The organism is Streptomyces oceani (assembly GCF_001751245.1).
Taxonomy (GTDB): Bacteria; Actinomycetota; Actinomycetes; order Streptomycetales; family Streptomycetaceae; genus Streptomyces; species Streptomyces oceani.
Genome location: NZ_LJGU01000093.1, coordinates 74,309 through 96,994, shown reverse-complemented (window position 1 = coordinate 96,994; position 22,686 = coordinate 74,309). Strand labels below are relative to the sequence as shown.

The 22,686-nt window shown below is 69.1% G+C and carries 19 protein-coding genes, 1 tRNA gene and 1 pseudogene; 19 read left to right on the top strand and 2 right to left on the bottom strand.

All coding sequences use genetic code 11. The features are described from left to right. Nucleotides 1-264: 264 nt before the first annotated feature. Together AN216_RS27960 and AN216_RS01875 are read right to left on the bottom strand one after the other, a co-directional pair. Nucleotides 265-1,458, bottom strand: a pseudogene (locus tag AN216_RS27960) (IS3 family transposase). A 1,024-nt stretch (nt 1,459-2,482) separates the two neighbouring features. Then, nucleotides 2,483-2,554: transfer RNA gene (locus AN216_RS01875), tRNA-Arg, on the bottom strand. A 314-nt stretch (nt 2,555-2,868) separates the two neighbouring features. Here AN216_RS01875 and AN216_RS01870 point away from each other — a divergent pair. The 19 genes from AN216_RS01870 to AN216_RS01780 all read left to right on the top strand — a co-directional run bounded on the left by AN216_RS01870 (nt 2,869) and on the right by AN216_RS01780 (nt 22,575). Continuing rightward, entirely contained in the window at nt 2,869-3,327 is a 459-nt protein-coding gene (locus tag AN216_RS01870) for a response regulator (protein WP_070194796.1), read from the top strand. 148 nt (nt 3,328-3,475) lie between these two features. Next, on the top strand, nt 3,476-4,354 hold the full coding sequence (locus AN216_RS01865) for a DALR anticodon-binding domain-containing protein (RefSeq protein ID WP_070194795.1): 879 nt from the start codon (nt 3,476-3,478) through the stop codon (nt 4,352-4,354). 19 nt (nt 4,355-4,373) lie between these two features. Then, nucleotides 4,374-5,765: a diaminopimelate decarboxylase gene (gene lysA / locus AN216_RS01860; RefSeq protein WP_070194794.1), complete on the top strand. Its 1,392-nt coding sequence runs from the start codon at nt 4,374-4,376 to the stop codon at nt 5,763-5,765. A gap of 183 nt (nt 5,766-5,948) precedes the next feature. Further along, nucleotides 5,949-7,238, top strand: a complete 1,290-nt coding sequence (locus tag AN216_RS01855) for a homoserine dehydrogenase (protein ID WP_070194873.1) — start codon at nt 5,949-5,951, stop codon at nt 7,236-7,238. Nucleotides 7,239-7,255: 17 nt separating this feature from the next. Continuing rightward, nucleotides 7,256-8,443, top strand: coding sequence for a threonine synthase (gene thrC, locus AN216_RS01850; RefSeq protein WP_079166155.1), 1,188 nt, complete (start codon nt 7,256-7,258; stop codon nt 8,441-8,443). 314 nt (nt 8,444-8,757) lie between these two features. Continuing rightward, nucleotides 8,758-9,702: a homoserine kinase gene (gene thrB, locus AN216_RS01845; protein WP_070194793.1), complete on the top strand. Its 945-nt coding sequence runs from the start codon at nt 8,758-8,760 to the stop codon at nt 9,700-9,702. A gap of 367 nt (nt 9,703-10,069) precedes the next feature. Beyond that, a complete protein-coding gene (gene rho / locus AN216_RS01840; protein ID WP_070194792.1) occupies nt 10,070-12,076 on the top strand; it encodes a transcription termination factor Rho in 2,007 nt (668 codons plus the stop codon). 329 nt (nt 12,077-12,405) lie between these two features. Next, nucleotides 12,406-13,527 carry an LCP family protein gene (locus AN216_RS01835; RefSeq protein WP_070194791.1) on the top strand — a complete coding sequence of 374 codons (1,122 nt, stop codon included), beginning with the start codon at nt 12,406-12,408 and terminating at the stop codon, nt 13,525-13,527. 175 nt (nt 13,528-13,702) lie between these two features. Further along, entirely contained in the window at nt 13,703-13,927 is a 225-nt protein-coding gene (rpmE, locus tag AN216_RS01830; protein ID WP_070194790.1) for a 50S ribosomal protein L31, read from the top strand. A 105-nt stretch (nt 13,928-14,032) separates the two neighbouring features. Continuing rightward, nucleotides 14,033-15,115: a peptide chain release factor 1 gene (gene prfA, locus AN216_RS01825; protein ID WP_070194789.1), complete on the top strand. Its 1,083-nt coding sequence runs from the start codon at nt 14,033-14,035 to the stop codon at nt 15,113-15,115. A gap of 102 nt (nt 15,116-15,217) precedes the next feature. Beyond that, nucleotides 15,218-16,054 (top strand): peptide chain release factor N(5)-glutamine methyltransferase, encoded by an 837-nt coding sequence (gene prmC, locus AN216_RS01820; RefSeq protein ID WP_070194871.1) that lies wholly within the window; start codon nt 15,218-15,220, stop codon nt 16,052-16,054. Nucleotides 16,055-16,189: 135 nt separating this feature from the next. Then, the gene (locus tag AN216_RS01815; RefSeq protein ID WP_070194788.1) at nt 16,190-16,837 is read left to right on the top strand and encodes an L-threonylcarbamoyladenylate synthase; all 648 of its coding nucleotides are present in this window, start codon (nt 16,190-16,192) and stop codon (nt 16,835-16,837) included. After that, complete coding sequence (locus AN216_RS01810) at nt 16,834-17,514, top strand: arsenate reductase/protein-tyrosine-phosphatase family protein (RefSeq protein WP_079166126.1); 681 nt, start codon at nt 16,834-16,836, stop codon at nt 17,512-17,514. Before AN216_RS01815 ends, AN216_RS01810 begins: the two co-directional genes overlap by 4 nt. A gap of 162 nt (nt 17,515-17,676) precedes the next feature. Continuing rightward, the gene (locus tag AN216_RS01805) at nt 17,677-19,014 is read left to right on the top strand and encodes an MraY family glycosyltransferase (protein WP_070194787.1); all 1,338 of its coding nucleotides are present in this window, start codon (nt 17,677-17,679) and stop codon (nt 19,012-19,014) included. A gap of 331 nt (nt 19,015-19,345) precedes the next feature. Beyond that, nucleotides 19,346-19,804, top strand: coding sequence for a Cg1360 family ATP-synthase-associated protein (locus tag AN216_RS01800; RefSeq protein WP_070194786.1), 459 nt, complete (start codon nt 19,346-19,348; stop codon nt 19,802-19,804). Nucleotides 19,805-20,041: 237 nt separating this feature from the next. Then, nucleotides 20,042-20,851, top strand: a complete 810-nt coding sequence (gene atpB / locus AN216_RS01795) for a F0F1 ATP synthase subunit A (protein ID WP_070194785.1) — start codon at nt 20,042-20,044, stop codon at nt 20,849-20,851. A gap of 76 nt (nt 20,852-20,927) precedes the next feature. Then, nucleotides 20,928-21,158 carry an ATP synthase F0 subunit C gene (atpE, locus tag AN216_RS01790; protein WP_070194784.1) on the top strand — a complete coding sequence of 77 codons (231 nt, stop codon included), beginning with the start codon at nt 20,928-20,930 and terminating at the stop codon, nt 21,156-21,158. Between the two features lie 53 nt (nt 21,159-21,211). Continuing rightward, nucleotides 21,212-21,763, top strand: coding sequence for a F0F1 ATP synthase subunit B (locus AN216_RS01785; RefSeq protein ID WP_070194869.1), 552 nt, complete (start codon nt 21,212-21,214; stop codon nt 21,761-21,763). Further along, complete coding sequence (locus AN216_RS01780) at nt 21,760-22,575, top strand: F0F1 ATP synthase subunit delta (protein ID WP_070194783.1); 816 nt, start codon at nt 21,760-21,762, stop codon at nt 22,573-22,575. Before AN216_RS01785 ends, AN216_RS01780 begins: the two co-directional genes overlap by 4 nt. Nucleotides 22,576-22,686 lie beyond the last annotated feature (111 nt).

The window sequence follows — 22,686 nt, the reverse complement described above, 5'->3', positions numbered from 1 at the left end:
CCATACACGTGATCCTGAATCCAGGATAGCGTGCCCTATCTTCGCTGCCTCGGACACGGCTGTCGGTGGAGCGCTCAAGCGCAGCGTGCGGCGCCCCGCACTGCTGTGGACGGCAACTCGGCGGTGAATCAGGCCCGTCGGCGCGGTCAGGCCGGTGACACACAACGCTCTCGACCACGCCGTGGAACCGGGCCTGCTTGCGACCAATCTGAGAAGGTGCGACTGGAGTTGCTTCGGTCCGGTAGACACGGACGGGCTTGTGCTCTATGCGGCAGCGTAGGTGACGGCGGGTGATGCTGGCGGTGTCTGTCGGCGTTCGTACTCGGCTGGACTGAGCTGGCCGTTCGCCGAGTGGCGGCGCCAGGGGGTTGTAGAACCCTTCGATGTAGCTGAGCAGTTCCCGTTCGGCATCGCGGCGTGTGTGGAAGACCGAGCGCTCGATGAGTTCCGTTTCCAGTGAGGCGAAGAAGCTCTCGGTCACCGCGTTGTCGAAGCAGGAGCCGGTGCGGCCAGTGGAGGGGCGGATGGCTGTTTCCTTGCATCGCTGCCCGAAGGTCAGGCTGGTGTACTGGGCTCCCCTGTCGCTGTGGTGAATCAGTCCAGGTTGGGGCCTGCGGGCGGTGACCGCCATCGCGAGGGCATCGGTGACCAGTTCGGTTCGCATGTGGTCAGCCATCGCCCAGCCGACGATCCGGTGGGAGAACAGGTCCAGGACGACGGTGAGGTAGAGCCATCCCTCCTGGGTGGGCACGTAGGTGATGTCCGCTGTCCAGCGCAGATTCGGCGCCGTCGCGGTGAAGTCGCGGCGGATCAGGTCCGGGGCAGCGGCGTTGTGTCGGCTTTGACGGGTGAGCGAGACACGACCCGCGCGCCGGTGCACGCCGGCCAGTCCCGCTGCCCGCATCAGGCGGGCTATCCGGTTACGGCCGACTCGCAGTCCGTTGATTTCCTGCAGGTCAGCCTGGATGCGCGGGGCGCCGTAGGTGCTGTGTGACCGCCCGCTCGTGATGTCCCTTGATCTTCTCCGTCAGCTCGGCGTCCTCGCGCCGGCGGCGGGAGAGACCGCGCTTCTTCCAGGCGTAGTAGCCCTGCCGTGACACACCCAGCAGCCGCGAGCCATGAGGGAGACGTCGTGGTGTGCCGTGTTCTCATTGATCAGCCGGTAGCACATCACCGGCCGGACTCCCGGACGAGGAAGCCCGTGGCCTTGCGCAGGATCTCCTTCTCTTCGCGCAACTGCTTAACCTCACGGCGCAGTCGGGCAAACTCCTCCCGCTCGTCGCTGGTCAGTGCGGCCTGCTCGCCGGTGTCTACACGATCCTGGGTCGCCCAGCTGCGGATCGTCTGTGCAGACGGCTCACACTCCTTGGCCAAGTCTTCCGACGTACGGCCGGCCTTGACCAACTCGACCACCTGGCGACGGAACTCCGGCGGGTAGGCCGGACGCGTCCTTGGCACGATGAACTCCTCCTTGCGGGGACCAGTGTCCCTAAGCGGAAAGGTGTCGACCAAACCGAAGCAAGATCACGACGGAAGCGCGGGCAGCGCCGGGTGCAAGAGGTCGATAGCGCTGGTTATCAACCCGAGGCAAGCCCGAACTACTGACGGTGCGCCTCGGTAATTGCGCCTCGACAATCAGGGAGCCGAGGTGGACGCTCGGGTCATGAGGGGTTTGGCAGGGGTGTAGCCAAGCAGGCGTAACGAAGGTGTGTATCGCTGCATCTGCCTCCTCACACGCGGGCTCCAGGGGAGCGTTGAGACTCGATCGTGTGCTGATGAACGTCAGCTGATGCGAGCCGCACGAAGTCTGCCAACGCTTCCTTCGCCTGGTCACCCAAAGTGCTTAGCTCCCGATTATCGGCGGCCTTGTGAGCATCGGACGTGCGGTCGTAGGTGTGCTGGACTGCGTCCGTCAGAGACTGCTGGCTCGCTATCAGCTGGACTCGAAACAGGGCGTGGAGAGCCGCGCCACGTAGCCGATAGGCCTCTACCCGGGCCTCGAAACTGGCCGTGCTCTCCGGGTCCTCGTTCTTGCAGTGCCAACGGTCGTATCGCCCTCGACGGAACTCGGTCACCGCGCCCGCGAAGTCGCTGTACACGGCCAACCGCTCTGCCCGGAGCTGCTGTTGGACAGCGAACCCCTAATCGTGTACTGCCGATCTGCGTTGGAACAGGTGCGTCAGTCCAGCACCGAAGAGGCTTCCAAATACCGCGATGAGAGTCGAGATGGGGCCTTCCACGGGCAACAGGACATCACAGCGCGATCTGGAGTCGCCTGCTGTTCGGGAAGCTGGTGCCAGGGCAGCTCGGGAGAGACGATGACCTGCGAAAACGTAGACAAGATCATTACGTCTCCATTCTGTGATCGCTGTCATTCGGCTGCCCTTGGCGGCGTACGGTTGCCGCTGGCCGCACACACGACGAACGCCCCGCGTCCAGCGTCCAGGCTGTTCACAGGGCGTTTCGGCACTTCAAAACGAAGTACCCCCGGCAGGATTCGAACCTGCGCACACGGCTCCGGAGGCCGTTGCTCTATCCCCTGAGCTACGGGGGCGTGCGCTGCGTTGTGTTGCGGCGACGGGTGAAACCTTACCAGCCCGGACGGGGTGATCCGGAACGGGTTTCCGTGCCTCGACTGCTCGGCCCATTCTCGGGCTGGCCGAGCACGACGAGGAGGCCGCTGACGCCCCGGCCCTGAACCCTCGGCAGTACGGTCGTCGCTCAGACCGAGCCGCCGCTCTTCGTGCGGGGCGGACGGCCCCGTGGCGGTGCGGCAGCGCGTACGGGGGGCACCTCCCGATACGGACTCCGGCGCGGAATGGGCCGAAACGCGGACGGGGGCGCCGTCACGCGCCTAGGCTTTGCGGTGTGCAGGGCGCGCCCCGCCGGGTGCTGGTCGTCGACGACAACAAGGTCATCCGGCAGCTGATCAAGGTCAATCTCGAGCTTGAGGGCTTCGAGGTCGTGACTGCGTCCGATGGTGCCGAGTGCTTGGACGTCGTACACCGGGTGCGTCCCGAGGCGATCACCCTCGATGTCGTCATGCCGCGGCTGGACGGCCTGTGTACGGCCGAGCGGTTGCGCGCGGACCCGCGCACCCGCGCCATCCCGCTCGCGATGGTCTCCGCGTGCACGGTCGGGGAGATCGGGCCCGGGGGCTTCGCGGCGGTGGACGCGGTGCTGGCGAAGCCGTTCGATCCGGCGGAACTGGTACGTGTCGTACGGCGGCTGCTGACCGCGAGGCCGAGCGGCGGGCAGCCGGGGCGGAACGCCGCACCGGGTTGTGGTGGTACGGGTTCCGGGCCGCCGGTACGACCGTTCTCCTGACGCCGCTGGCCCATACGTCGCCGCCCCGTACGTTACCCGCTCCCGCACGTCACCCGCCTCCGCACGAACGCACCGTTTCGCCCGCGGCGCGTCCTGCCTGGTGAAACCCGTTCGACGGCTCCGGTGCCGCCTCCCATACGCTGGAGCCGTGACACCGGCCCAGCTCTCCCGCACCGTGCTGCATGCGCTGCACGGTCTGGTCGACGACACCGGGAGCCGGGTGTCGTTGCCCGAACGCGCCGTCATCGAGTCGCCGCCCCGGCACGGGCACGCCGACTACGCGACGGGCGTGCTGCTCCGTCTCGCACGAGCCGCGGGCACCGCGCCGGGCCCGCTCGCGCGGCGACTGGCGGCGCGGCTGGAGCGCCAGCCCGGGATCGGCCGTGTGGAGGCGGCTTCGGCGGGCTTCGTCACCGTCACCCTGAACGCCACCGGACGGGCCGCGCTCGTACGCGAACTGTGTTCCCTCGAGCACCAGCCCAGCCCGACCGACGACCCGGCACGGGACGCGGCCAACTGGACCGCCGCCACCGCGCGACGGCCCGCCGTTGCGCGGGCCAGCGCCCAGCCGTCCGCACCCGCGCGGGCCCCCGCGCCTGCTCTCGCCCAATCCCCCGCACCCGCCCAACTCCTCGTCCGCACCGAGGAGTCCAGTCCGCTCTTCCGTGTCCAGTACGCCCACGCCCGCGCCCGCGCGCTATTGCGCAACGGCGCCGCGCTCGGTGTGGAACCAGCTCCCGGAGCGGGCGGGTACGCCTGTGCCGAGCCGGCCGAACGAGCCCTGCTGGCGCTCCTCGCCGACCACGCGCGCGTGGCGGCCGCCGGCCGCCCGGACCGGCACGCCCGCCACTTGGACGACATCGCCCGAGCCTTCCGGCACTGTCACGACGCCTGTCCGCCACTGCCGCACGGTCCGGAGAAACCCGAGGCCGCCCACCGCGCCCGGCTCGCCCTCGCCGAAGCCACCGGGACGGTGCTGGCCGGCGGCCTGACCCAACTCGGCGTCACCGCACCCGCACACCTCTGAGGGGATCAGAGAAAAGATCATGAGCCGTTCCGCACACCCCGCTGGGCCCCGGTACGCCGACGTCCTTCCCGAGGGCCACCACGCAGCGCCACCCGCCGACCTCAACGCACTCCATCCGCTGGTCTGGCCCCGTACGGCCGCCCGCGCCCAGGACGGCGCGGTCACCGTCGGCGGCGTGGACGTACGCGAGCTGGCCGAGGAGTTCGGCACGCCCGCGTACTTCCTGGACGAGGCGGACTTCCGGGCCCGCTGCCACGCCTGGCGCGAGGCCTTCGGCACGGACGCCGACGTCTTCTACGCCGGCAAGGCGTTCCTCTCCCGCGCCGTGCTGCGCTGGCTGCACGAGGAGGGCCTGAACGTGGACGTCTGCTCGCTGGGCGAGCTGTCCCTCGCCCTGGACGCCGGAATGCCGGCCGAGCGCATCGCGCTGCACGGCAACAACAAGTCGACCGCCGAGATCCACCGAGCCGTCGAGGCCGGGGTGGGGCGCATCGTGCTGGACTCCTTCCAGGAGATCGTCCGGGTGGCGCGCGCCGCCGAGGAGCTCGGCGTCCGGCAGCGGGTGCAGATCCGGGTGACGGTCGGTGTCGAGGCGCACACCCACGAGTTCATCGCCACCGCGCACGAGGACCAGAAGTTCGGCCTCGCGCTCGCCGACGGGCAGGCCGCGGAGGCGGTACGCAGGGTGCTGCGGCTGGAGAGCCTCGAACTCGTCGGAATCCACTCGCACATCGGCTCGCAGATCTTCGACACCTCCGGATTCGAGGTGGCGGCCCACCGCGTCGTCGGGCTGCTGCGTGAGGTGCGGGACGAGCACGGCGTACAGCTGCCGGAGATCGACCTGGGCGGCGGCCTCGGCATCGCGTACACGCCGGACGACGACCCGAGCGAGCCGCACGAGATCGCCAAGGCGCTCCGAGGCATCGTCGAGCGTGAGTGCGCGGGCGCGGGACTGGACGTGCCGAGGCTGTCCGTGGAGCCGGGACGGGCGATTGTGGGGCCGAGCGCGTTCACCCTGTACGAGGTGGGCACCGTCAAGCCGTTGGACGGGCTGCGTACGTACGTCAGCGTGGATGGCGGGATGTCGGACAACATCCGTACCGCGCTCTACGACGCCGAGTACACGGTCGCGTTGGTGTCCCGTACCTCGCAGGCCGCGCCGCTGCTCTCGCGGGTGGTCGGCAAGCACTGCGAGAGTGGGGACATCGTCGTCAAGGACGCCTTCCTGCCCGCCGACGTGGCGCCCGGCGACCTCTTGGCCGTGCCCGCGACCGGCGCCTACTGCCGCTCGATGGCCAGCAACTACAACCACGCGCTGCGCCCGCCGGTGGTCGCCGTGCGGGATGGCGCCGCCCGGGTGATCGTCCGGCGGGAGACGGAGGAGGACCTGCTCAGCCTGGACGTGGGGTAGCGCGTCCGGGCATGTCGGCGTCGGGGCACTTGGCCGGCAGGCCGTGTGGCCCGGCCGCCGAGCCGAGCACGTACGGTATCTCCGGTTGCCGAGACATATGTCCCACATGCTGGAACCAGCGTGGCAAGCGCCCACCCGTGCGTGAGACTGAACCCACCACAATTGACGAAGCGAGGTCGAATGATGCGTACGCGTCCGCTGAAAGTGGCGCTGCTGGGCTGTGGGGTCGTGGGCTCAGAGGTGGCACGCATCATGAGGACGCACGCGGACGACCTCGCCGCACGGGTGGGCGCCCCGCTGGAGCTCGCCGGTGTGGCCGTGCGGCGTCCCGGGCGGGTCCGGGCGGGAATCGACCCGGAGTTGGTCACCACCGACGCGGCGGGACTGGCACAGCGCCCGGACATCGATGTCGCGGTGGAGGTCATCGGCGGCATCGAACCGGCCCGCGGCCTGATCACCAGCGCCTTCGAGGCCGGCGCCAGCGTCGTCACCGCGAACAAGGCGCTGCTCGCCGAGGACGGTTCGACCCTGCACGAGACGGCGGAGAAGCACGGCGTCGATCTGTTCTACGAGGCCGCGGTGGCCGCCGCGATCCCGCTGGTCCGGCCGTTGCGCGAGTCCCTCGCCGGCGACACCGTGAACCGGGTGCTGGGCATCGTCAACGGCACCACCAACTTCATCCTGGATCGGATGGACGCCAGCGGCGCCGGATACGGGGAGGCGCTGGACGAGGCGACCGCGCTGGGCTACGCGGAGGCCGACCCCACCGCCGACGTGGAGGGTTTCGACGCCGCCGCCAAGGCCGCGATCCTCGCCGGCATCGCCTTCCACACGCGGGTGCGTCTGGACGACGTGTACCGCGAGGGGCTGGCCGAGGTCACCGCCGCCGATATCGCCTCCGCGAAACGGATGGGCTGTACGGTCAAGCTGTTGGCGATTTGCGAACGCACCTCCGACGGCCGCTCCGTCACCGCGCGTGTCCACCCCGCGATGATCCCGCTGGGCCATCCGCTCGCCTCCGTGCGGGAGGCGTACAACGCCGTGTTCGTCGAGTCGGACGCCGCCGGCCAGTTGATGTTCTACGGCCGTGGCGCGGGCGGCTCGCCCACCGCCTCCGCGGTGCTGGGCGACCTGGTCGCGGCCTGCCGCAACAAGCTCAGTGGCGCCCGCGGAGCGGGGGAGTCGGCGTACGCCCAGCTTCCCGTCTCGCCGATGGGCGAGGTGGTCACGCGCTACCACATCAGTCTCGACGTCGCCGACAAACCCGGAGTGCTGGCCCAGGTGGCCACCGTCTTCGCGGAGCACGACGTCTCCATCGACACCGTTCGGCAGCAGGGCAAGGACGGTGACGCCTGGTTGGTGGTGGTCACCCATCGGGCCCCGGACGCCGCACTGCGCGCGACCGTGGAAGCGCTGCGCGGCCTGGACACGGTCCGCGGTGTCGCGAGCATCATGCGGGTCGAAGGGGAATGAGAGAGACAGTGAGCATCATGGACCGAACCTCCTCCGTCAGTTCCGGGTGGACCGGGTCGACCGGGTCTACCGGGTCTACCGGGGCGACCGGGTCAACCGCGCCGACGGGACCGACCGCGCCCGACACGGCCGTACGGGCGGGTCGGCAGTGGCGCGGGGTCATCGAGGAGTACCGGGAGCGGCTGCCGCTCGCGCCGGAGGACGAGCCGGTGAGTCTGCGGGAGGGAGGCACCCCCCTGGTGCCCGCTCGGGTGCTCTCTGAGCGGACGGGCTGCGAGGTGCACCTGAAGGTCGAGGGGGCCAACCCCACCGGTTCCTTCAAGGACCGCGGGATGACGGTCGCCATCAGCGCCGCCAAGGCCGCCGGAGCACAGGCCGTGATCTGTGCCTCCACCGGCAACACCAGCGCCTCCGCCGCTGCGTACGCGGTGCGGGCGGGCATGGTCTGCGCCGTGCTCGTGCCACAGGGCAAGATCGCGCTGGGGAAGATGGGCCAGGCGTTGGTGCACGGTGCCCAGATCCTCCAGGTGGACGGGAACTTCGACGACTGCCTGACACTCGCCCGCGGGCTGTCCGAGAAGTACCCGGTGGCCCTGGTGAACTCGGTGAACCCGGCGCGGATCGAGGGGCAGAAGACCGCCGCGTTCGAGGTGGTCGACATGCTCGGGGACGCGCCGGACATCCATGTCCTCCCGGTGGGCAACGCCGGCAACATCACCGCCTACTGGAAGGGCTACCGCGAGTACGCCGACCCCGCGACCGGCGGGCCCGCGACTCGTGCCCCCGCCATGTGGGGTTATCAGGCCGCCGGTTCGGCGCCCATCGTGCGCGGTGAGGTGGTGCCGGAACCGAGCACGATCGCCACGGCGATTCGCATCGGCAATCCCGCGTCCTGGCAGTGGGCGGAGCGGGCGCGGGACGAGTCGGGCGGCTTCATCGACTCCGTGACCGATCGTCAGATCCTGCGTGCCTACCGTCTGTTGTCCGCTCAGGAGGGGGTCTTCGTGGAGCCCGCGTCGGCCGCCTCGGTGGCGGGCTTGCTGCAGGCGGCCGAGCAGGGCACGCTGCGTCCGGGCCAGCGGGTCGTGTGCACGGTGACGGGGAACGGCCTCAAGGACCCGGACTGGGCCGTCGCCGGCGCTCCCCAGCCGCTCACCGTCCCGGTGGACGCGGACGCCGCGGCGCAGCGCCTCGGTCTGGCCTGACCGCTCCCGCCGGGCGTGCGTCCGGTGCGTATGTCCGGCCCGTACGCCCCCGCGGTGGCGTACGCCCGTACGCGCGCCCGGTCGGGGGAGCACGGTGGCACGGGCGAGCGAGCGCACGGGCCACCGCGCGACACGCTTCGTGCGCCTGGCGTGCGCCCTGTGTCGCGGGCGAACCTTCCTTAGATAAGCTGGCATTCACCCCGGCCCCGCACGCGTACGGTAACGCGTCGGGTGCGACCGGTCCGGTAGTGCTGCCGCGGTCCACCGGGGAGTTGCCGCAACTCGATTCGCAAGCCAAGGAGAGTCATCGAGAGATGGCCGGTCCAGCGTTCCGCGCAGCCGCCGTGCGGGTGCGTGTCCCCGCTACCAGCGCCAACCTCGGCCCCGGGTTCGATTCCATGGGACTGGCCCTGGGGCTCTACGACGACGTGGTGGTCCGGGTCGCCGATGTCGGGCTGCATGTCGACATCGCCGGCGAGGGCGCCGACACCCTGCCCCGGGACGAGGGTCACCTGCTCGTACGGTCGTTGCGCACCGCCTTCGAGCAGCTCGGCGGACAGCCGCGGGGGCTGGAGGTCGTCTGCGCGAACCGCATCCCGCACGGCAGGGGCCTCGGATCCTCCTCGGCCGCGATCTGCGCCGGACTGCTCGCGGCTCGCGCGGTGACCACCGGGGGCGAGTCCCGGATGGACGATCAGGCGATGCTGGCGCTGGCCAGCGAGATCGAGGGCCATCCGGACAACGTCGCGGCCTGTCTGCTCGGTGGCTTCACGCTCGCGTGGAGCGAGTTGGGCAGGCCCCACGCGATCCGAATGACGCCGGCGGAGTCCATCGTTCCGGTGGTGTTCGTGCCCGGGCTGCCGCTGCTCACCGAGACGGCCCGGGGGCTGCTGCCGCGTACGGTGCCGCATGTGGACGCCGCCCGCGGGGCGGGGCGTGCGGCCCTGCTGGTGGAGGCCCTCACCCGGCGGCCGGAGCTGCTGCTGCCGGCGACCGAGGACTGGCTGCACCAGGAGTACCGCTCCTCGGCGATGACGGAAAGCATCGCCCTGCTGAACCGACTGCGGGCGGATGGCGTCCCAGCGGTCATCTCCGGAGCCGGTCCTACGGTCCTGGCACTGGTCGAGGAGGGGACGGCCGACAAAGTTGCACGGCTGGCGGGCGAGAGCTGGACGGCGAACCGGCTGGCGCTCGACACCGTGGGCGGGAGCGTGCTGCCGCTGGCCGGCAGCGGCAGTGGCAGCACGGAGGACACCTGATTGCAGTCTTCGAGAAGGGGGAATGTTTGTTGGACCCGGTAGTGTTAACCTCAAGTCAGCACTCGCAGTCTCCAGGCCGAGCGCATGGGCCGTAGAGTGCGGTGCGCGGTGTCCCTGTCAGGGATCACCCTTCTTCCGGAAGCCTTTCACACAGTCTGAGCAGTTTGCTGAGCAGTGACATACCCGCTCCGGAGTCGGCGACAGATGCGTTTCCACGGATCACGCCGAACCATGAACTGATTTCTCCGCCAGACGTACAGGCGGGACCTCCGCCCCGGCCCGGTCCGCGTCAGACGGACCGCCGCCGGACAGCACAACCGGTCGCCGAGCCAGACAGGCCGACGCCCGCTCCAGGGAAGGACCCTTCGTGAGCGACACCACCGATCTGATGGGCGTGAACACCGACAGCGCTGCTGCCGAAGCGTCCGCTACGGACGCCCCCGCCGCTCCCAAGCGGCGGCGTTCAGGCACCGGACTCGAGGGCATGGTCCTGGCCGAGCTCCAGCAGGTTGCCTCCGGCCTCGGCATCAAGGGCACCGCGCGGATGCGCAAGAGCCAGTTGATTGAGGTCATCAAGGAGAAGCAGGCGAGCGCGGGCTCAGCCGCCGACACGGCCCAGTCCGCGGACGCCAGCAAGGACGACGGCAAACAGGCCGAGAGCAAGCCGAAGCGTCGGGCGACATCAAAGACGCGTACGGGCGAGCCCGAGGCCGAGCAGTCCGAGCCGGCCGCGACCCAGCAGTCCACAGCCCAGCAGCAGATCGACATCCCCGGCCAGCCCGCCGACGAGCGTCGTACGCGTCGCGGACGTGGCGGCAAGGCCGACTCCGCCGCCGACTCGACCGAGGGCAGGAGCGACGCGTCCCGGTCGGACAACCGGGACGGCGGGAACAACGTCAAGGAAAGCAAGGAAAGCAGGGAAGGCGCCAAGGACGCCGACAGCAAAGGCTCCCCGGATGGCCAGCGCCCCGACGCCGGCAAGGGCGGTGACGGCGGTCGGCAGCAGCAGGATCGGCAGCAGCACCAGGACCGACAGCCCAAGCGGGACCGTCAGCGGGGCAACCGCAACAAGAACGACGGCGGTCAGCAGAACCAGGGTGGTGGTGGGGGTGGCAACCGCCACGACGACGACCTCGACGGTGGCCGCCGTGGCCGCCGTGGCCGCTACCGGGACCGTCGTGGCCGGCGCGGCCGGGACGAGTTCGGCAGCGAGCCGCAGATCGCCGAGGACGACGTCCTGATCCCGGTGGCGGGCATCCTCGACATCCTGGACAACTACGCGTTCGTGCGCACCTCCGGTTATCTTCCCGGGCCGAACGACGTCTACGTCTCGCTCGCCCAGGTCCGTAAGAACGGCCTGCGCAAGGGCGACCACATCACGGGCGCGGTGCGACAGCCGAGAGAGGGCGAGCGCCGGGAGAAGTTCAACGCCCTGGTGCGACTCGACTCGGCCAACGGCGTAGCCCCCGAAGGGGGCAAGTCCCGGCCGGAGTTCACCAAGCTGACCCCGCTCTACCCGCAGGAGCGACTGCGGTTGGAGACCGACCCCGGACAGATGACGACACGGATCATCGACATGGTGACGCCGATCGGCAAGGGTCAGCGTGGACTGATCGTGGCGCCGCCCAAGACCGGCAAGACCATGATCATGCAGGCGATCGCCAACGCGATCACCACGAACAACCCCGAGTGCCACCTGATGGTCGTCCTCGTCGACGAACGGCCCGAGGAAGTCACCGACATGACCCGCTCGGTGAAGGGTGAGGTCATCTCCTCCACCTTCGACCGTCCGGCGGAGGACCACACCACGGTCGCGGAACTGGCCATCGAACGGGCCAAGCGGCTCGTCGAGCTGGGGCACGACGTGGTCGTGCTGCTGGACTCGATCACCCGCCTCGGTCGCGCGTACAACCTCGCGGCGCCGGCGTCCGGGCGGATTCTCTCCGGTGGTGTGGACTCCACGGCCCTCTACCCGCCGAAGCGCTTCTTCGGCGCCGCCCGGAACATCGAGGACGGCGGTTCGCTGACCATCGTCGCCACGGCGATGGTGGAGACCGGCTCCCGGATGGACGAGGTCATCTTCGAGGAGTTCAAGGGCACCGGCAACATGGAGCTGAAGCTCGACCGGAAGCTCTCCGACAAGCGGATCTTCCCGGCGGTGGACGTCGACGCGTCGGGCACCCGTAAGGAGGAGATCCTGATGGGCGGCGAGGAGCTGTCCATCGTCTGGAAGCTCCGCCGGGTCCTGCACGCCCTGGACCAGCAGCAGGCCGTCGAGCTGCTGCTGGACAAGATGAAGCAGACGAAGTCCAACACGGAGTTCCTGCTCCAGATCCAGAAGACCACGCCGACACCGGGGAACGGCGGGGACTGAGCCTCCGGGACCTCACCTCACCCGTTCGGACGCACGCTGAGGGGCGCGCCACGACAGCTCGTGGCGCGCCCCTCAGCTCGTGTTTCCTCCGCTGAGAGCTTGCCCACAGGCGACGGTGGCGCGCCGGCGTCCCGATCTCGCCGCGCGAGCGCCAGTCGTCGCAGGTAAAAGGGGTGACAGAGACGTGGCGAGGCCACTGCTCGAGCCGCTTCCGACGAAGCGTGGTTATCCGGCCTTCATCTCGTGTTGTGCAACCGTTACGGGCGACATCACGTCGGCCTCGGTCACTCGGGGCCGGACGGAGCCAGCCGAGAAGGAAGAGAAGAACGATGGCGGACGAGGACAGCAACGGCGGCCGGGAAGCGGACGCACGCCGCTTCGGGGGCCCCCGTGGGCGCCGTCGGAGGCCGCGTTCCCGCCGTCAACGGGTCCTGGCCGCCACGGCCTGGGCGACCGCCGGGCTGCTGCTGGTCGGCGGCGCGGGCCTGGGCTTCGTCTACTACCAGCTGAACGGCAACATCTCGGGCATCGACATCAACGCCGCGCTCGGCACGGACCGCCCCGAGAACGTCGAGAACGGCTCCATGGACATCCTGGTGATGGGCTCCGACTCGCGCGCCGGCGACAACGCCGGTTACGGCGGTGACGAGGGCTCCGCCCGCTCTGACACGGCGATGATCGTGCACGTGAACAAGCAGCACGACAAGGCGAGCGTCGTCTCGATACCACGTGACACCCTCTTGCCACGCCCCAGTTGCGAGCGTGAGGACGGTGGCACGGCCCCGCCTCGGCAGGCCGCGATGTTCAATGAGGCGTACCAGGTCGGTGGCCCGGCCTGCTCGGTCAAGACCGTCGAGTCGATGACGAACATCCGCATGGACCACTACGTCGAGGTCGACTTCTCCGGCTTCAAGAGTCTGATAAACACCCTCGGCGGCGTTGACGTCACGGTACGTCAGTCGATCCAGGACTCCGACAGCCACCTGCGGCTCAGCCCCGGCACGCACACGCTGAACGGCGAGCAGGCGCTCGGCCTCGTACGCACCCGGCACGCGGTCGGCGACGGCAGCGACCTGTCCCGTATCCAGCTGCAACAGGCCTTCATGCGGGCGCTGTTGGACCAGGTCAACAGCATCGGGTTGTTCGACAACCCGAAGCGGCTCTACGACCTCGCCAACACCGCCACCTCCTCACTGACCACCGACTCGGAGCTGGACTCGGTCGGTGACCTGACCGGCCTGGCGAAGGTGATGAAGGGCATCGAGTCCCAGGACATCTCGATGGCCACGATGCCCGTCCAGTACGACCCGGCTGACCCGAACCGGGTGCTGCCGCTGGACAAGAAGAGCGCGCAGGTCTGGAAGGCGCTCCGCGCGGACAAACCGATTCCGAAGTCGGCCACCGAGGGCACGGCGGGCTCGCAGACCGACATAGACGGTGTGGTGCGCTGACTGGGTGCGCGCTGGCGGCGGGGGACGCCGAGTGAGCGTCTCCGCCGAGGAATAACCAGCTCCGGCCCCCGGTTTTGGGAGGCACGGCCAGCAGTGGCAAACTGGACCGTCGGCCCCGGTTCACGTGACGCAGTCCGCGTCGCGACCCGGCGCCCTCCCGAACCTAGGAGAAACCGTGAAGCGCGATATCCACCCGGAGTACGTCGAGACCCAGGTCAGCTGCACCTGCGGAGCCTCGTTCACGACCCGCAGCACCGTGGCGGAAGGCGTCATCCGCGCCGACATCTGCTCCGAGTGCCACCCGTTCTACACGGGCAAGCAGAAGATCCTCGACACCGGTGGCCGTGTGGCCCGCTTCGAGGCCCGCTTCGGCAAGAAGGCCGGGTCCGGCAAGAAGTAGCGACCCGACAGCGCCGGCCTGCGGTCGCCCTCGGTACGGGGGCGGCCGGGCCGGCGCTTTTGTGCCCGTATGTGCCCGCTCAACCGTCAGACAAGGGAAGACACGATGTTCGAGGCGGTCGAGGAACTCATCGGCGAACACGCGGACCTCGAGAAGCAGCTGGCCGACCCGGCGATCCACGCCGACCAGACACGGGCCCGCGGCCTCAACAAGCGGTACGCGGAGCTGACCCCGATCATCGCCGCGTACCAGGACTGGAAGCAGACCGGCGAGGACGTCCACACGGCGCGCGAACTGGCCGCGTACGACTCCCCGGAAAGCGCCGAGTTCGCCGCCGAGGTCAAGGAGCTGGAGCAGCGGCGCGCGGAGCTCACCGAGCGGCTCCGACTGTTGCTGGTGCCGCGCGACCCCGGTGACGACAAGGACGTCATCCTCGAGGTCAAGGCGGGCGAGGGCGGCGAGGAGTCCGCGTTGTTCGCCGGGGACCTGCTGCGGATGTACCTACGGTACGCGGAACGCGTCGGCTGGAAGACCGAGTTCCTCCAGTCCAACGCCTCCGACCTGGGCGGGTACAAGGACGTGCAGATCGCCGTGAAGACCAGGGGCAGCACCGAGCCCGGCCAGGGCGTGTGGTCCCGGCTGAAGTACGAGGGGGGCGTGCACCGAGTGCAGCGAGTGCCGGCCACCGAGTCCCAGGGGCGTATCCACACCTCCGCCGCCGGGGTGCTGGTGCTTCCGGAAGCCGAGGAGGTGGACGTCGAGGTCAATCCGAACGACCTGCGGATCGACGTCTACCGCTCCTCCGGGCCCGGCGGCCAGTCGGTGAACACCACCGACTCCGCGGTCCGGATCACCCACGAGCCCACCGGGATCGTGGTCTCCTGCCAGAACGAGAAGAGCCAACTGCAGAACAAGGAGCAGGCGCTGCGCATCCTGCGTGCCCGGCTGCTCGCGGAGGCGCAGGAGCAGGCCGAGAAGGAAGCCTCCGACACCCGGCGCAGCCAGGTGCGTACGGTGGACCGGTCGGAGCGGGTACGGACCTACAACTTCCCGGAGAACCGGATCTCCGACCACCGGGTCGGCTTCAAGGCGTACAACCTGGATCAGGTGCTCGACGGTGAACTCGATCCGGTGATCCAGGCGTGTGTGGACGCTGACTCGGCTGCCAAGCTGGCGGACGCGCAGTAGGCGCGCGGAGATACGGGGCGGAGGACATCACCAGTGCAGTCATCTTCCGGGGAGCCCGCGGAGCCGCAACGGCCCAGCCGCGGGGCGCAGTCCCGTACGCTCCTGCTGGCCGAGGTCGCGCAGGCGACCCAGAGGCTGGCGGACGCCGGCGTGCCGTCTCCGCGCTTCGACGCCGAGGAACTGGCGGCGTCCGTGCACGGCGTGAAGCGGGGGGAACTGCACCGGGTCGCGGACGCCGACTTCGACGCGCGCTACTGGGCCGCGGTGGCCCGGCGGGAGGCGCGCGAACCGTTGCAGCACATCACCGGGCGCGCGTTCTTCCGCTACCTCGAACTCGAGGTCGGCCCGGGCGTGTTCGTGCCGCGACCGGAGACCGAGTCGGTGGTCGGCTGGGCCATAGACGCGGTGCGTGCGATGGACTCCGCCGAGCCCCTGATCGTCGACCTGTGCACCGGCTCCGCGGCCATCGCCCTGGCACTCGCCCAGGAGGTGCCGCGCTCCCGGGTGTTCGCGGTAGAGCTGGACGAGGGGGCGTACGCCTGGGCCCGGCGGAACGTCGCGGGTTCCCGGGTGACGCTCGAGCAGGGTGACGCGTTGACGGCGTTCCCCGCGCTGGACGGGCAGGTGGACCTGGTCATCGCCAACCCGCCGTACATTCCGCTCACCGAGTGGGAGTATGTGGCTCCGGAGGCCCGCGACCACGACCCCGAACTCGCGTTGTTCTCCGGGGAGGACGGTCTGGACGCCATCCGTGGTCTGGAGCGTACGGCACACCGGCTGCTACGGCCCTCCGGTGTCGTCGTCATCGAGCACGCCGACACCCAGGGCGGGCTGGTGCCCTGGATATTCACGGAGGATCGCGGCTGGGCGGACGCCGCGGACCACCCGGACCTGAACAACCGTCCCCGCTTCTGTACCGCGCGCAGGGAGGTGCCGTAGGCCGTGTCCTCGTCGTTCTCCTCGGGGGCCGTTCACCACTCGGCCTGATCGTCGACGGTTCGCCGTCCCCAGCGATCCAGTCAGCCAGCGCGTATTGCGCACCCTGCGCAGCCAGTTCAAGGAAAGGGTTTGACGATGGCACGGCGTTACGACTGCACCGATCCGACCGATCGCGGTACGGGCCTGCGCGAAGCCGCGTCGGCGGTGCGTCGGCGCGAACTCGTGGTGCTGCCGACGGACACGGTCTACGGCATCGGTGCCGACGCGTTCAGCACGGAGGCTGTCGGTGATCTGCTGGAGGCCAAGGGGCGCGGTCGGTCCATGCCCTCGCCCGTGCTGGTTGGTTCTCCCAACACCCTGCACGGGCTGGTCACCGACTTCTCCGAGTCGGCCTGGGAGCTGGTCGACGCCTTCTGGCCGGGCGCGCTCACCCTCGTCGCCAGGCACCAGCCCTCGCTGACCTGGGACCTGGGGGAGACCCGCGGCACGGTCGCGGTACGGATGCCGCTGCACCCGGTGGCACTGGAACTGCTCACCGAGTTCGGACCGATGGCCGTGTCCTCGGCGAACCTCTCCGGGCATCCCGCGCCGCAGGACTGCGACGCGGCGCAGGAGATGCTGGGCGACTCCGTCTCGGTCTATCTGGACGGCGGCAGAACCCCTGATCCGGAACCGTCCTCGATCGTGGACGTGACCGGCCCCGCGCCCCTGCTGCTCCGGGCCGGCGCTCTCAGTGCGGAGGAGCTCCGCAAGGTCGCGCCGAACCTCGAGGTGGGCAGTTGACCAGCCCTCCCGAAGGGCGTGGGATACCGGAACAGGCGGCGCGTCCCCTACCGCACGCGTCCGTCGCGCCCGAGGTGTTCCGCATCCTCCACGTCTCCACCGGCAACGTCTGCCGCTCGCCGCTGACCGAGCGGTTGAACCGGCATGCCCTGGCGGACCGGCTGGGGGACGCCCGTAGTGGTGGGATCGTGGTGGAGAGCGCGGGGACCTGGGGCCACGAGGATGCCCCCATGGAGGACCACGCGCACGCGGTGCTGTTGGAGCACGGCGCCGACCCGGCCGGCTTCCTGGCCCGCGAACTGCTGGACGAACACGTCATCCGGGCCGATCTGGTGCTGACCGCGACCCGCGACCACCGGGCGCAGGTCATCTCCATGGGGCACTCCGCCGGCCTGCGTACCTTCACCCTCAAGGAGTTCACCAGGCTGGTACGCGCCATAGACCCGGCTACGCTGCCGGCTCCCCGTACGGCGAGCAGCGTGGTCGAACGGGCCGGCGCGCTGGTGCAGGCGGCGGCGGCGCTACGCGGTTGGCTGCTGGCGCCGAGCCCGGAGGCGGACGAGATCTACGACCCGTACGGGGCACCCATTCCGTACTTCCGTAGTGTGGGGGAGGAGATCAACCAGGCCCTGGAGCCGGTCGTGACGGCGCTCACGGGCGTACCGGCGGGAGCTTAGGTTCGTATCGTCCCGGTCACAGCCGGGTATGCGTGCCGTGCGAGGTGCCGGAGTCGCGGAACCGGTCAGCTCGGGCAGGTGTCCCACGCGGTGTGTCCGTGCACCGGGCGTACTGATCTAGAGTGTGGACCCTGAACAGCTCGCGAGAACCCTGGGGAACCCGTGCGGGAGTATCTGCTGACGCTGTGCGTCACGGCCGCTGTCACGTACCTACTGACCGGGCCGGTGCGGAAGTTCGCGATCGCGGCGGGCGCGATGCCGCAGATCCGCGCCCGTGACGTGCATCGCGAGCCGACGCCGCGACTCGGCGGCATCGCGATGTTCGGCGGCCTGTGCGCGGGGCTGCTGATGGCCTCGCAACTGACCAACATCGGTGAGGTGTTCACTCTCTCCGACGAGCCGCGCGCGCTGCTGTCCGGAGCCGGACTGATCTGGCTGCTGGGCGTGCTGGACGACAAGTGGGGCGTGGACGCGCTGGTCAAGCTCGGCGGCCAGATGATCGCCGCCGGCGTGATGGTGCTCCAGGGCCTGACGATCCTGTGGTTGCCGGTGCCGGGTGTCGGGAATGTCGCGCTGACGCCGCTCCAGGGCACGCTGCTGACGGTGGCCCTCGTGGTGATCACCATCAACGCCGTGAACTTCGTCGACGGTCTGGACGGCCTCGCCTCCGGCATGGTCTGTATCGCCGCGGTGGCGTTCTTCATGTACGCCTACCGCATCTGGTACGGCTACGGCATTGAGGCGGCCTCCCCGGCGACGCTGTTCGCGGCCATCCTGATGGGCATGTGCCTGGGCTTCCTGCCGCACAACATGCACCCCGCCCGGATCTTCATGGGCGACTCCGGGTCGATGCTGATCGGTCTGGTGCTGGCGGCCGGCGCGGTGTCGATCACGGGGCAGGTGGACCCCGACCTGATGGTCGAGCACGCGGGTTCGGAGCGCTCCGCCGTGCACAACATGGTGCCGCTGTACATGCCGTTGTTGCTGCCGCTGACGATTCTGGCGGTGCCGATCGCCGACCTGGTGCTGGCGATCGTACGTCGCACCTGGAAGGGCCAGTCGCCGTTCGCGGCTGACCGCGGGCACCTGCATCACCGGCTCCTGGAGATCGGACACTCGCACAGCCGGGCCGTGTTGATCATGTACTTCTGGTCGGCGCTGATCGCCTTCGGCGCCGTCGCCTTCTCGGTGCAGTCCGCGAGTCTGGTGATCGTCCTCGCCGTGGTGCTGCTGAGCGCGCTGGGTCTGGTCATCCTGCTGCTGCCGCGCTTCACCCCACGGGTGCCGCGCTGGGCCGAGCTGTTCGTGCCGCCGCGTTACCGGCAACCGGCCTCGGCGGCTCGTACGGGTGCGGCGGGCGATGCGGCGCGGTCTGCGGCGGACGGCGCCGAACGGGCGCAGGGCCAGAGTGAGGACCAGGAGCGGGAGCCCGCGCTCGCGGGGCTGCACGGGGCGACGGCGATCGGCGACCGTGACCGCTTCGGGGCACGACGTCGTTAGCCGGGGCCGTCGTTACGGGGCGCGGGTGTCGTACGGCTCTCCGCGGGGTCGCCGGACCGTAGTTCGGCTGCGTGCGCGCCGGGGAGACCTGGTGCGGAACGTCGTCAGCACGGCACATGACGGTCCTTCGTTCGTGTGAGGTGTGGCACACATACGAGTAAAGACCTCATCAAATAGTTTGTGATACCGTTCACGAACCCGGCGAAGCCGAGGTGCCGCACTACAACGGCGGTTCGGTCTCGGACGCTTGTCCCTCGACGACGAAGTTCGCATCTGCCGGGGATACGCTCGTCAGCCGACGAGAAACGCCCCCGACTCCCCGGAGTTCCACATGCAGCCGAACGATGCTCGCATGCTGCTGCACTGCGCCGTGCCGACCGCTCTGGCAGGCGTGCTCGGTGCGGCGGTGAGCGCGGCCCTGGCGGGTGGCAAGGGTGCGCTCGGTGGCCTGTGCGGGATGATCGTGGTGCTCCTGTTCATGGGCGGCGGACTCGTCGTGCTGCAACGGGTCGCGAAGTCCTACCCGCACCTGTTCCAGGCCATGGGGCTGCTGCTCTACACCACCCAGATCCTGTTGCTGGCGGTGGTGCTGGCGCTGTTCAAGGACACCACCCTCTTCAGTACCCAGGCCTTCGGGCTGACCCTGCTCGGCAGCACCCTCGTATGGGTCGCCGCTCAGGCCAGGGCGCACCTGCGGACCAAGATGCTCTATGTCGAGCCGGCCGCGTCCGAGGAGTCCGCCGCTGGTGGCGCGGCCGCCAAGGCGTCCGTCACGGGGGCGAATTCATGATCGGCGGGGGTGGGGCAAACAGGGGTCCCGGCAACTGCTATCGTCCGTTTCCAACTGCGGCGCAGCAGACGCGGACGGCTGGAATGCCGGGTCGTATGGCATGTCCGGCACAGCCCCGCTCGCTGCGCAGTCGCCGTCACCACATCCGTAAGACCAGTCCAGTGCCGTCCCGCGGCGGTGTTCCGCGCCGACACATCGAGGTAGCCGTATCCATGCCCCACGCAGAAGGAGCTCGCGGTGAGTGCTGACCAGACGCTTGCCTTCGAGACCAATTGCCACATCTTCGACGGTTGCGGCTTCCCGGCTCCGGGGCTTCACTCCTTTGTCTTCAAACCGATCTTCACCGTGGCCGGCATCGAGTTCAACAAAGCGATGCTGCTGGCCCTGCTCGGGTCGATCGCCATCATCTGGTTCTTCTGGGCGGCCTTCGGCAAGGCCAAGGTGGTCCCGGGCAAGATCCAGATGATCGGTGAGGCGGGTTACGACTTCATCCGCCGCGGTGTCGTCTACGAGACGCTCGGCAAGAAGGAAGGCGAGAAGTACGTCCCGCTGGTCGTCTCGCTCTTCTTCTTCATCTGGGTGATGAACCTCTGGTCGGTGATCCCGCTCGCGCAGTTCCCGGTCACCTCGATCATCGCCTTCCCGGCCGGTCTCGCCCTGATCGTGTACGTCCTCTGGGTCTCGCTGACCTTCAAGCGGCACGGACTCGTCGGCGCGTTCAAGAACTTCACCGGTTACGACAAGTCGCTCGGACCGGTGCTGCCGCTGGCCATGACGATCGAGTTGTTCTCGAACCTGCTGGTGCGGCCGTTCACGCACGCGGTCCGACTGTTCGCCAACATGTTCGCGGGCCACCTGCTGATCGTGATGTTCACCATCGCCAGCTGGTATCTGCTCAACGGCATCGGAATCGCCTACGCCAGCGTCTCGTTCCTGATGACGATCGTCATGGTGGTCTTCGAGCTGTTCATCCAGGCCGTCCAGGCGTACGTCTTCGTACTCCTGACCTGCTTCTACATCCAGGGTGCGCTCGCCGAGGAGCACTGAGCCCCCTTTCCCGCCCGCCCCACAGGTGTCCGGTGGCCAACCCCCACCGGCCAGTTCACAGCAAAGGAATGCAGACATGATGAACCTCGCCGCCGAGGTCTCCGGCTCGCTCGGTTCCATTGGTTACGGTCTCGCCGCGATCGGCCCCGGTATCGGCGTCGGCATCGTCTTCGGTAACGGCACCCAGGCACTGGCCCGTCAGCCCGAGGCAGCCGGCCTGATCCGGCAGAACCAGATCCTCGGTTTCGCCTTCTGCGAGGCGCTGGCGCTGATCGGCATCGTCATGCCGTTCGTCTACGGCACGTGATCAGTGCCGACTGACAGCCCTTTTCAACGAAAGGCACTGATGTGAACGCTCCGATGTTGTTGGCGGAGGAGAAGCTCAACCCTCTCGTGCCGCCGATTCCCGAGCTGGTCATCGGCACCATTGCCTTCGGTATTGTCTTCGTCGTCTTCTGGAAGAAGCTCGTCCCGAGCATCAACAAGATCCTGGACGAGCGCCGCGAGGCCATCGAGGGCGGCATCGAGCAGGCCAATGACGCCAAGCTCGAAGCGCAGCAGACCCTTGACCAGTACAAGGCGCAGCTGGCTGAGGCTCGGCGCGAAGCAGCGCGGATGCGCAGCGAGGCCGAGCAGCGTGGTGCGGACCTGATCGCCGAGATGCGGGAGGAGGGCCAGCGGCAGCGTGAGGAGATCATCGCCGCGGGTCACGCCCAGATCGAGGCCGATCGCAAGCAGGCCGCCCAGCAGCTGCGGCAGGACGTCGGCACGCTCGCGACCGAGCTGGCCGGCAAGCTGGTCGGGGAGTCCCTGGAGGACCACGCCCGGCAGAGCCGTACGATCGACCGCTTCCTCGACCAGCTCGAGGAGAAGGCCGACGCCACGGCCGGCACCAGCGGGGCGGCCCGATGAACGGCGCGAGCCGCGAGGCGCTGGCAGCCGCTCGGGAGAGCCTGGAGGCGTTGACGGACAACACGTCGGTCAACGCGACCACGCTCGCCGACGAGCTGGCCGCCGTCACCGAGCTGCTGGACCGCGAGGTCTCCTTGCGCCGGGTCCTGACCGACCCGGCGCAGGACGGGGCCGCCAAGGCGGAACTGGCCGGCCGTCTGCTGAGTGGACAGGTGGGTGGCGAGGCCACCGACCTGGTGTCCGGCATGGTGCGTTCCCGCTGGTCGCGTTCGCGTGACCTGGTGGACGTACTGGAGGAACTCACCGACTCGGCCGACCTGATCGCCGCCGAGCGGGACGGTTCACTGGACGACGTGGAGGACGAACTCTTCCGGTTCGGCCGTACGGTCGCCTCCTCCTCGCAGCTTCGGGCCGCGCTGACCAGCCGTACGGCCAGCTCCTCGGCACAGGCCGAGCTGGTGCGCTCGCTGCTGGGCGGAAAGGCCCGGCCGGCGACCGTGCGTCTGGTGACGCGTCTGGTGAGCCAGCCGCGAGGACGTAGCCTGGAAGGCGGGCTGGAGGCCCTGTCCAAGCTGGCCGCTGAGCGCCGGGACCGCTCGGTCGCCGTCGTCACCTCCGCGGTGCCCCTGAGCGACCAGCAGAAGCAGCGCCTCGGCAGCCTGCTGGCCCAGATGTACGGCCGTCAGGTGCACCTCAATCTCGACGTGGACCCAGACGTCCTCGGCGGCATCGCGGTGCGCATCGGTGACGAGGTCATCAACGGCTCTATCGCGGACCGTCTCGAAGAGGCACAGCGGCGGATGGCCGGCTGAGAGAAGCCAACTCAACAAGCATGATCAGCGGCCCGAGTTGGGCCGTATCAAGGGACCTTCTGGGACAGCCCCAGAACCCGAAGCAACTTACGGGCCCAACAAGGAGAGCAG

Excerpts from the sequence above, each read along its gene's own strand:
- lysA (WP_070194794.1), top strand. The coding sequence starts at position 4,374 with ATGAGCCGTTCCGCACACCCCGCTGGGCCCCGGTACGCCGACGTCCTT.
- AN216_RS01855 (WP_070194873.1), top strand. The coding sequence starts at position 5,949 with ATGCGTACGCGTCCGCTGAAAGTGGCGCTGCTGGGCTGTGGGGTCGTG.
- thrC (WP_079166155.1), top strand. The coding sequence starts at position 7,256 with ATGGACCGAACCTCCTCCGTCAGTTCCGGGTGGACCGGGTCGACCGGG.
- thrB (WP_070194793.1), top strand. The coding sequence starts at position 8,758 with ATGGCCGGTCCAGCGTTCCGCGCAGCCGCCGTGCGGGTGCGTGTCCCC.
- AN216_RS01835 (WP_070194791.1), top strand. The coding sequence starts at position 12,406 with ATGGCGGACGAGGACAGCAACGGCGGCCGGGAAGCGGACGCACGCCGC.
- prfA (WP_070194789.1), top strand. The coding sequence starts at position 14,033 with ATGTTCGAGGCGGTCGAGGAACTCATCGGCGAACACGCGGACCTCGAG.
- AN216_RS01815 (WP_070194788.1), top strand. The coding sequence starts at position 16,190 with ATGGCACGGCGTTACGACTGCACCGATCCGACCGATCGCGGTACGGGC.
- AN216_RS01800 (WP_070194786.1), top strand. The coding sequence starts at position 19,346 with ATGCAGCCGAACGATGCTCGCATGCTGCTGCACTGCGCCGTGCCGACC.
- atpE (WP_070194784.1), top strand. The coding sequence starts at position 20,928 with ATGATGAACCTCGCCGCCGAGGTCTCCGGCTCGCTCGGTTCCATTGGT.
- AN216_RS01785 (WP_070194869.1), top strand. The coding sequence starts at position 21,212 with ATGTTGTTGGCGGAGGAGAAGCTCAACCCTCTCGTGCCGCCGATTCCC.
- AN216_RS01780 (WP_070194783.1), top strand. The coding sequence starts at position 21,760 with ATGAACGGCGCGAGCCGCGAGGCGCTGGCAGCCGCTCGGGAGAGCCTG.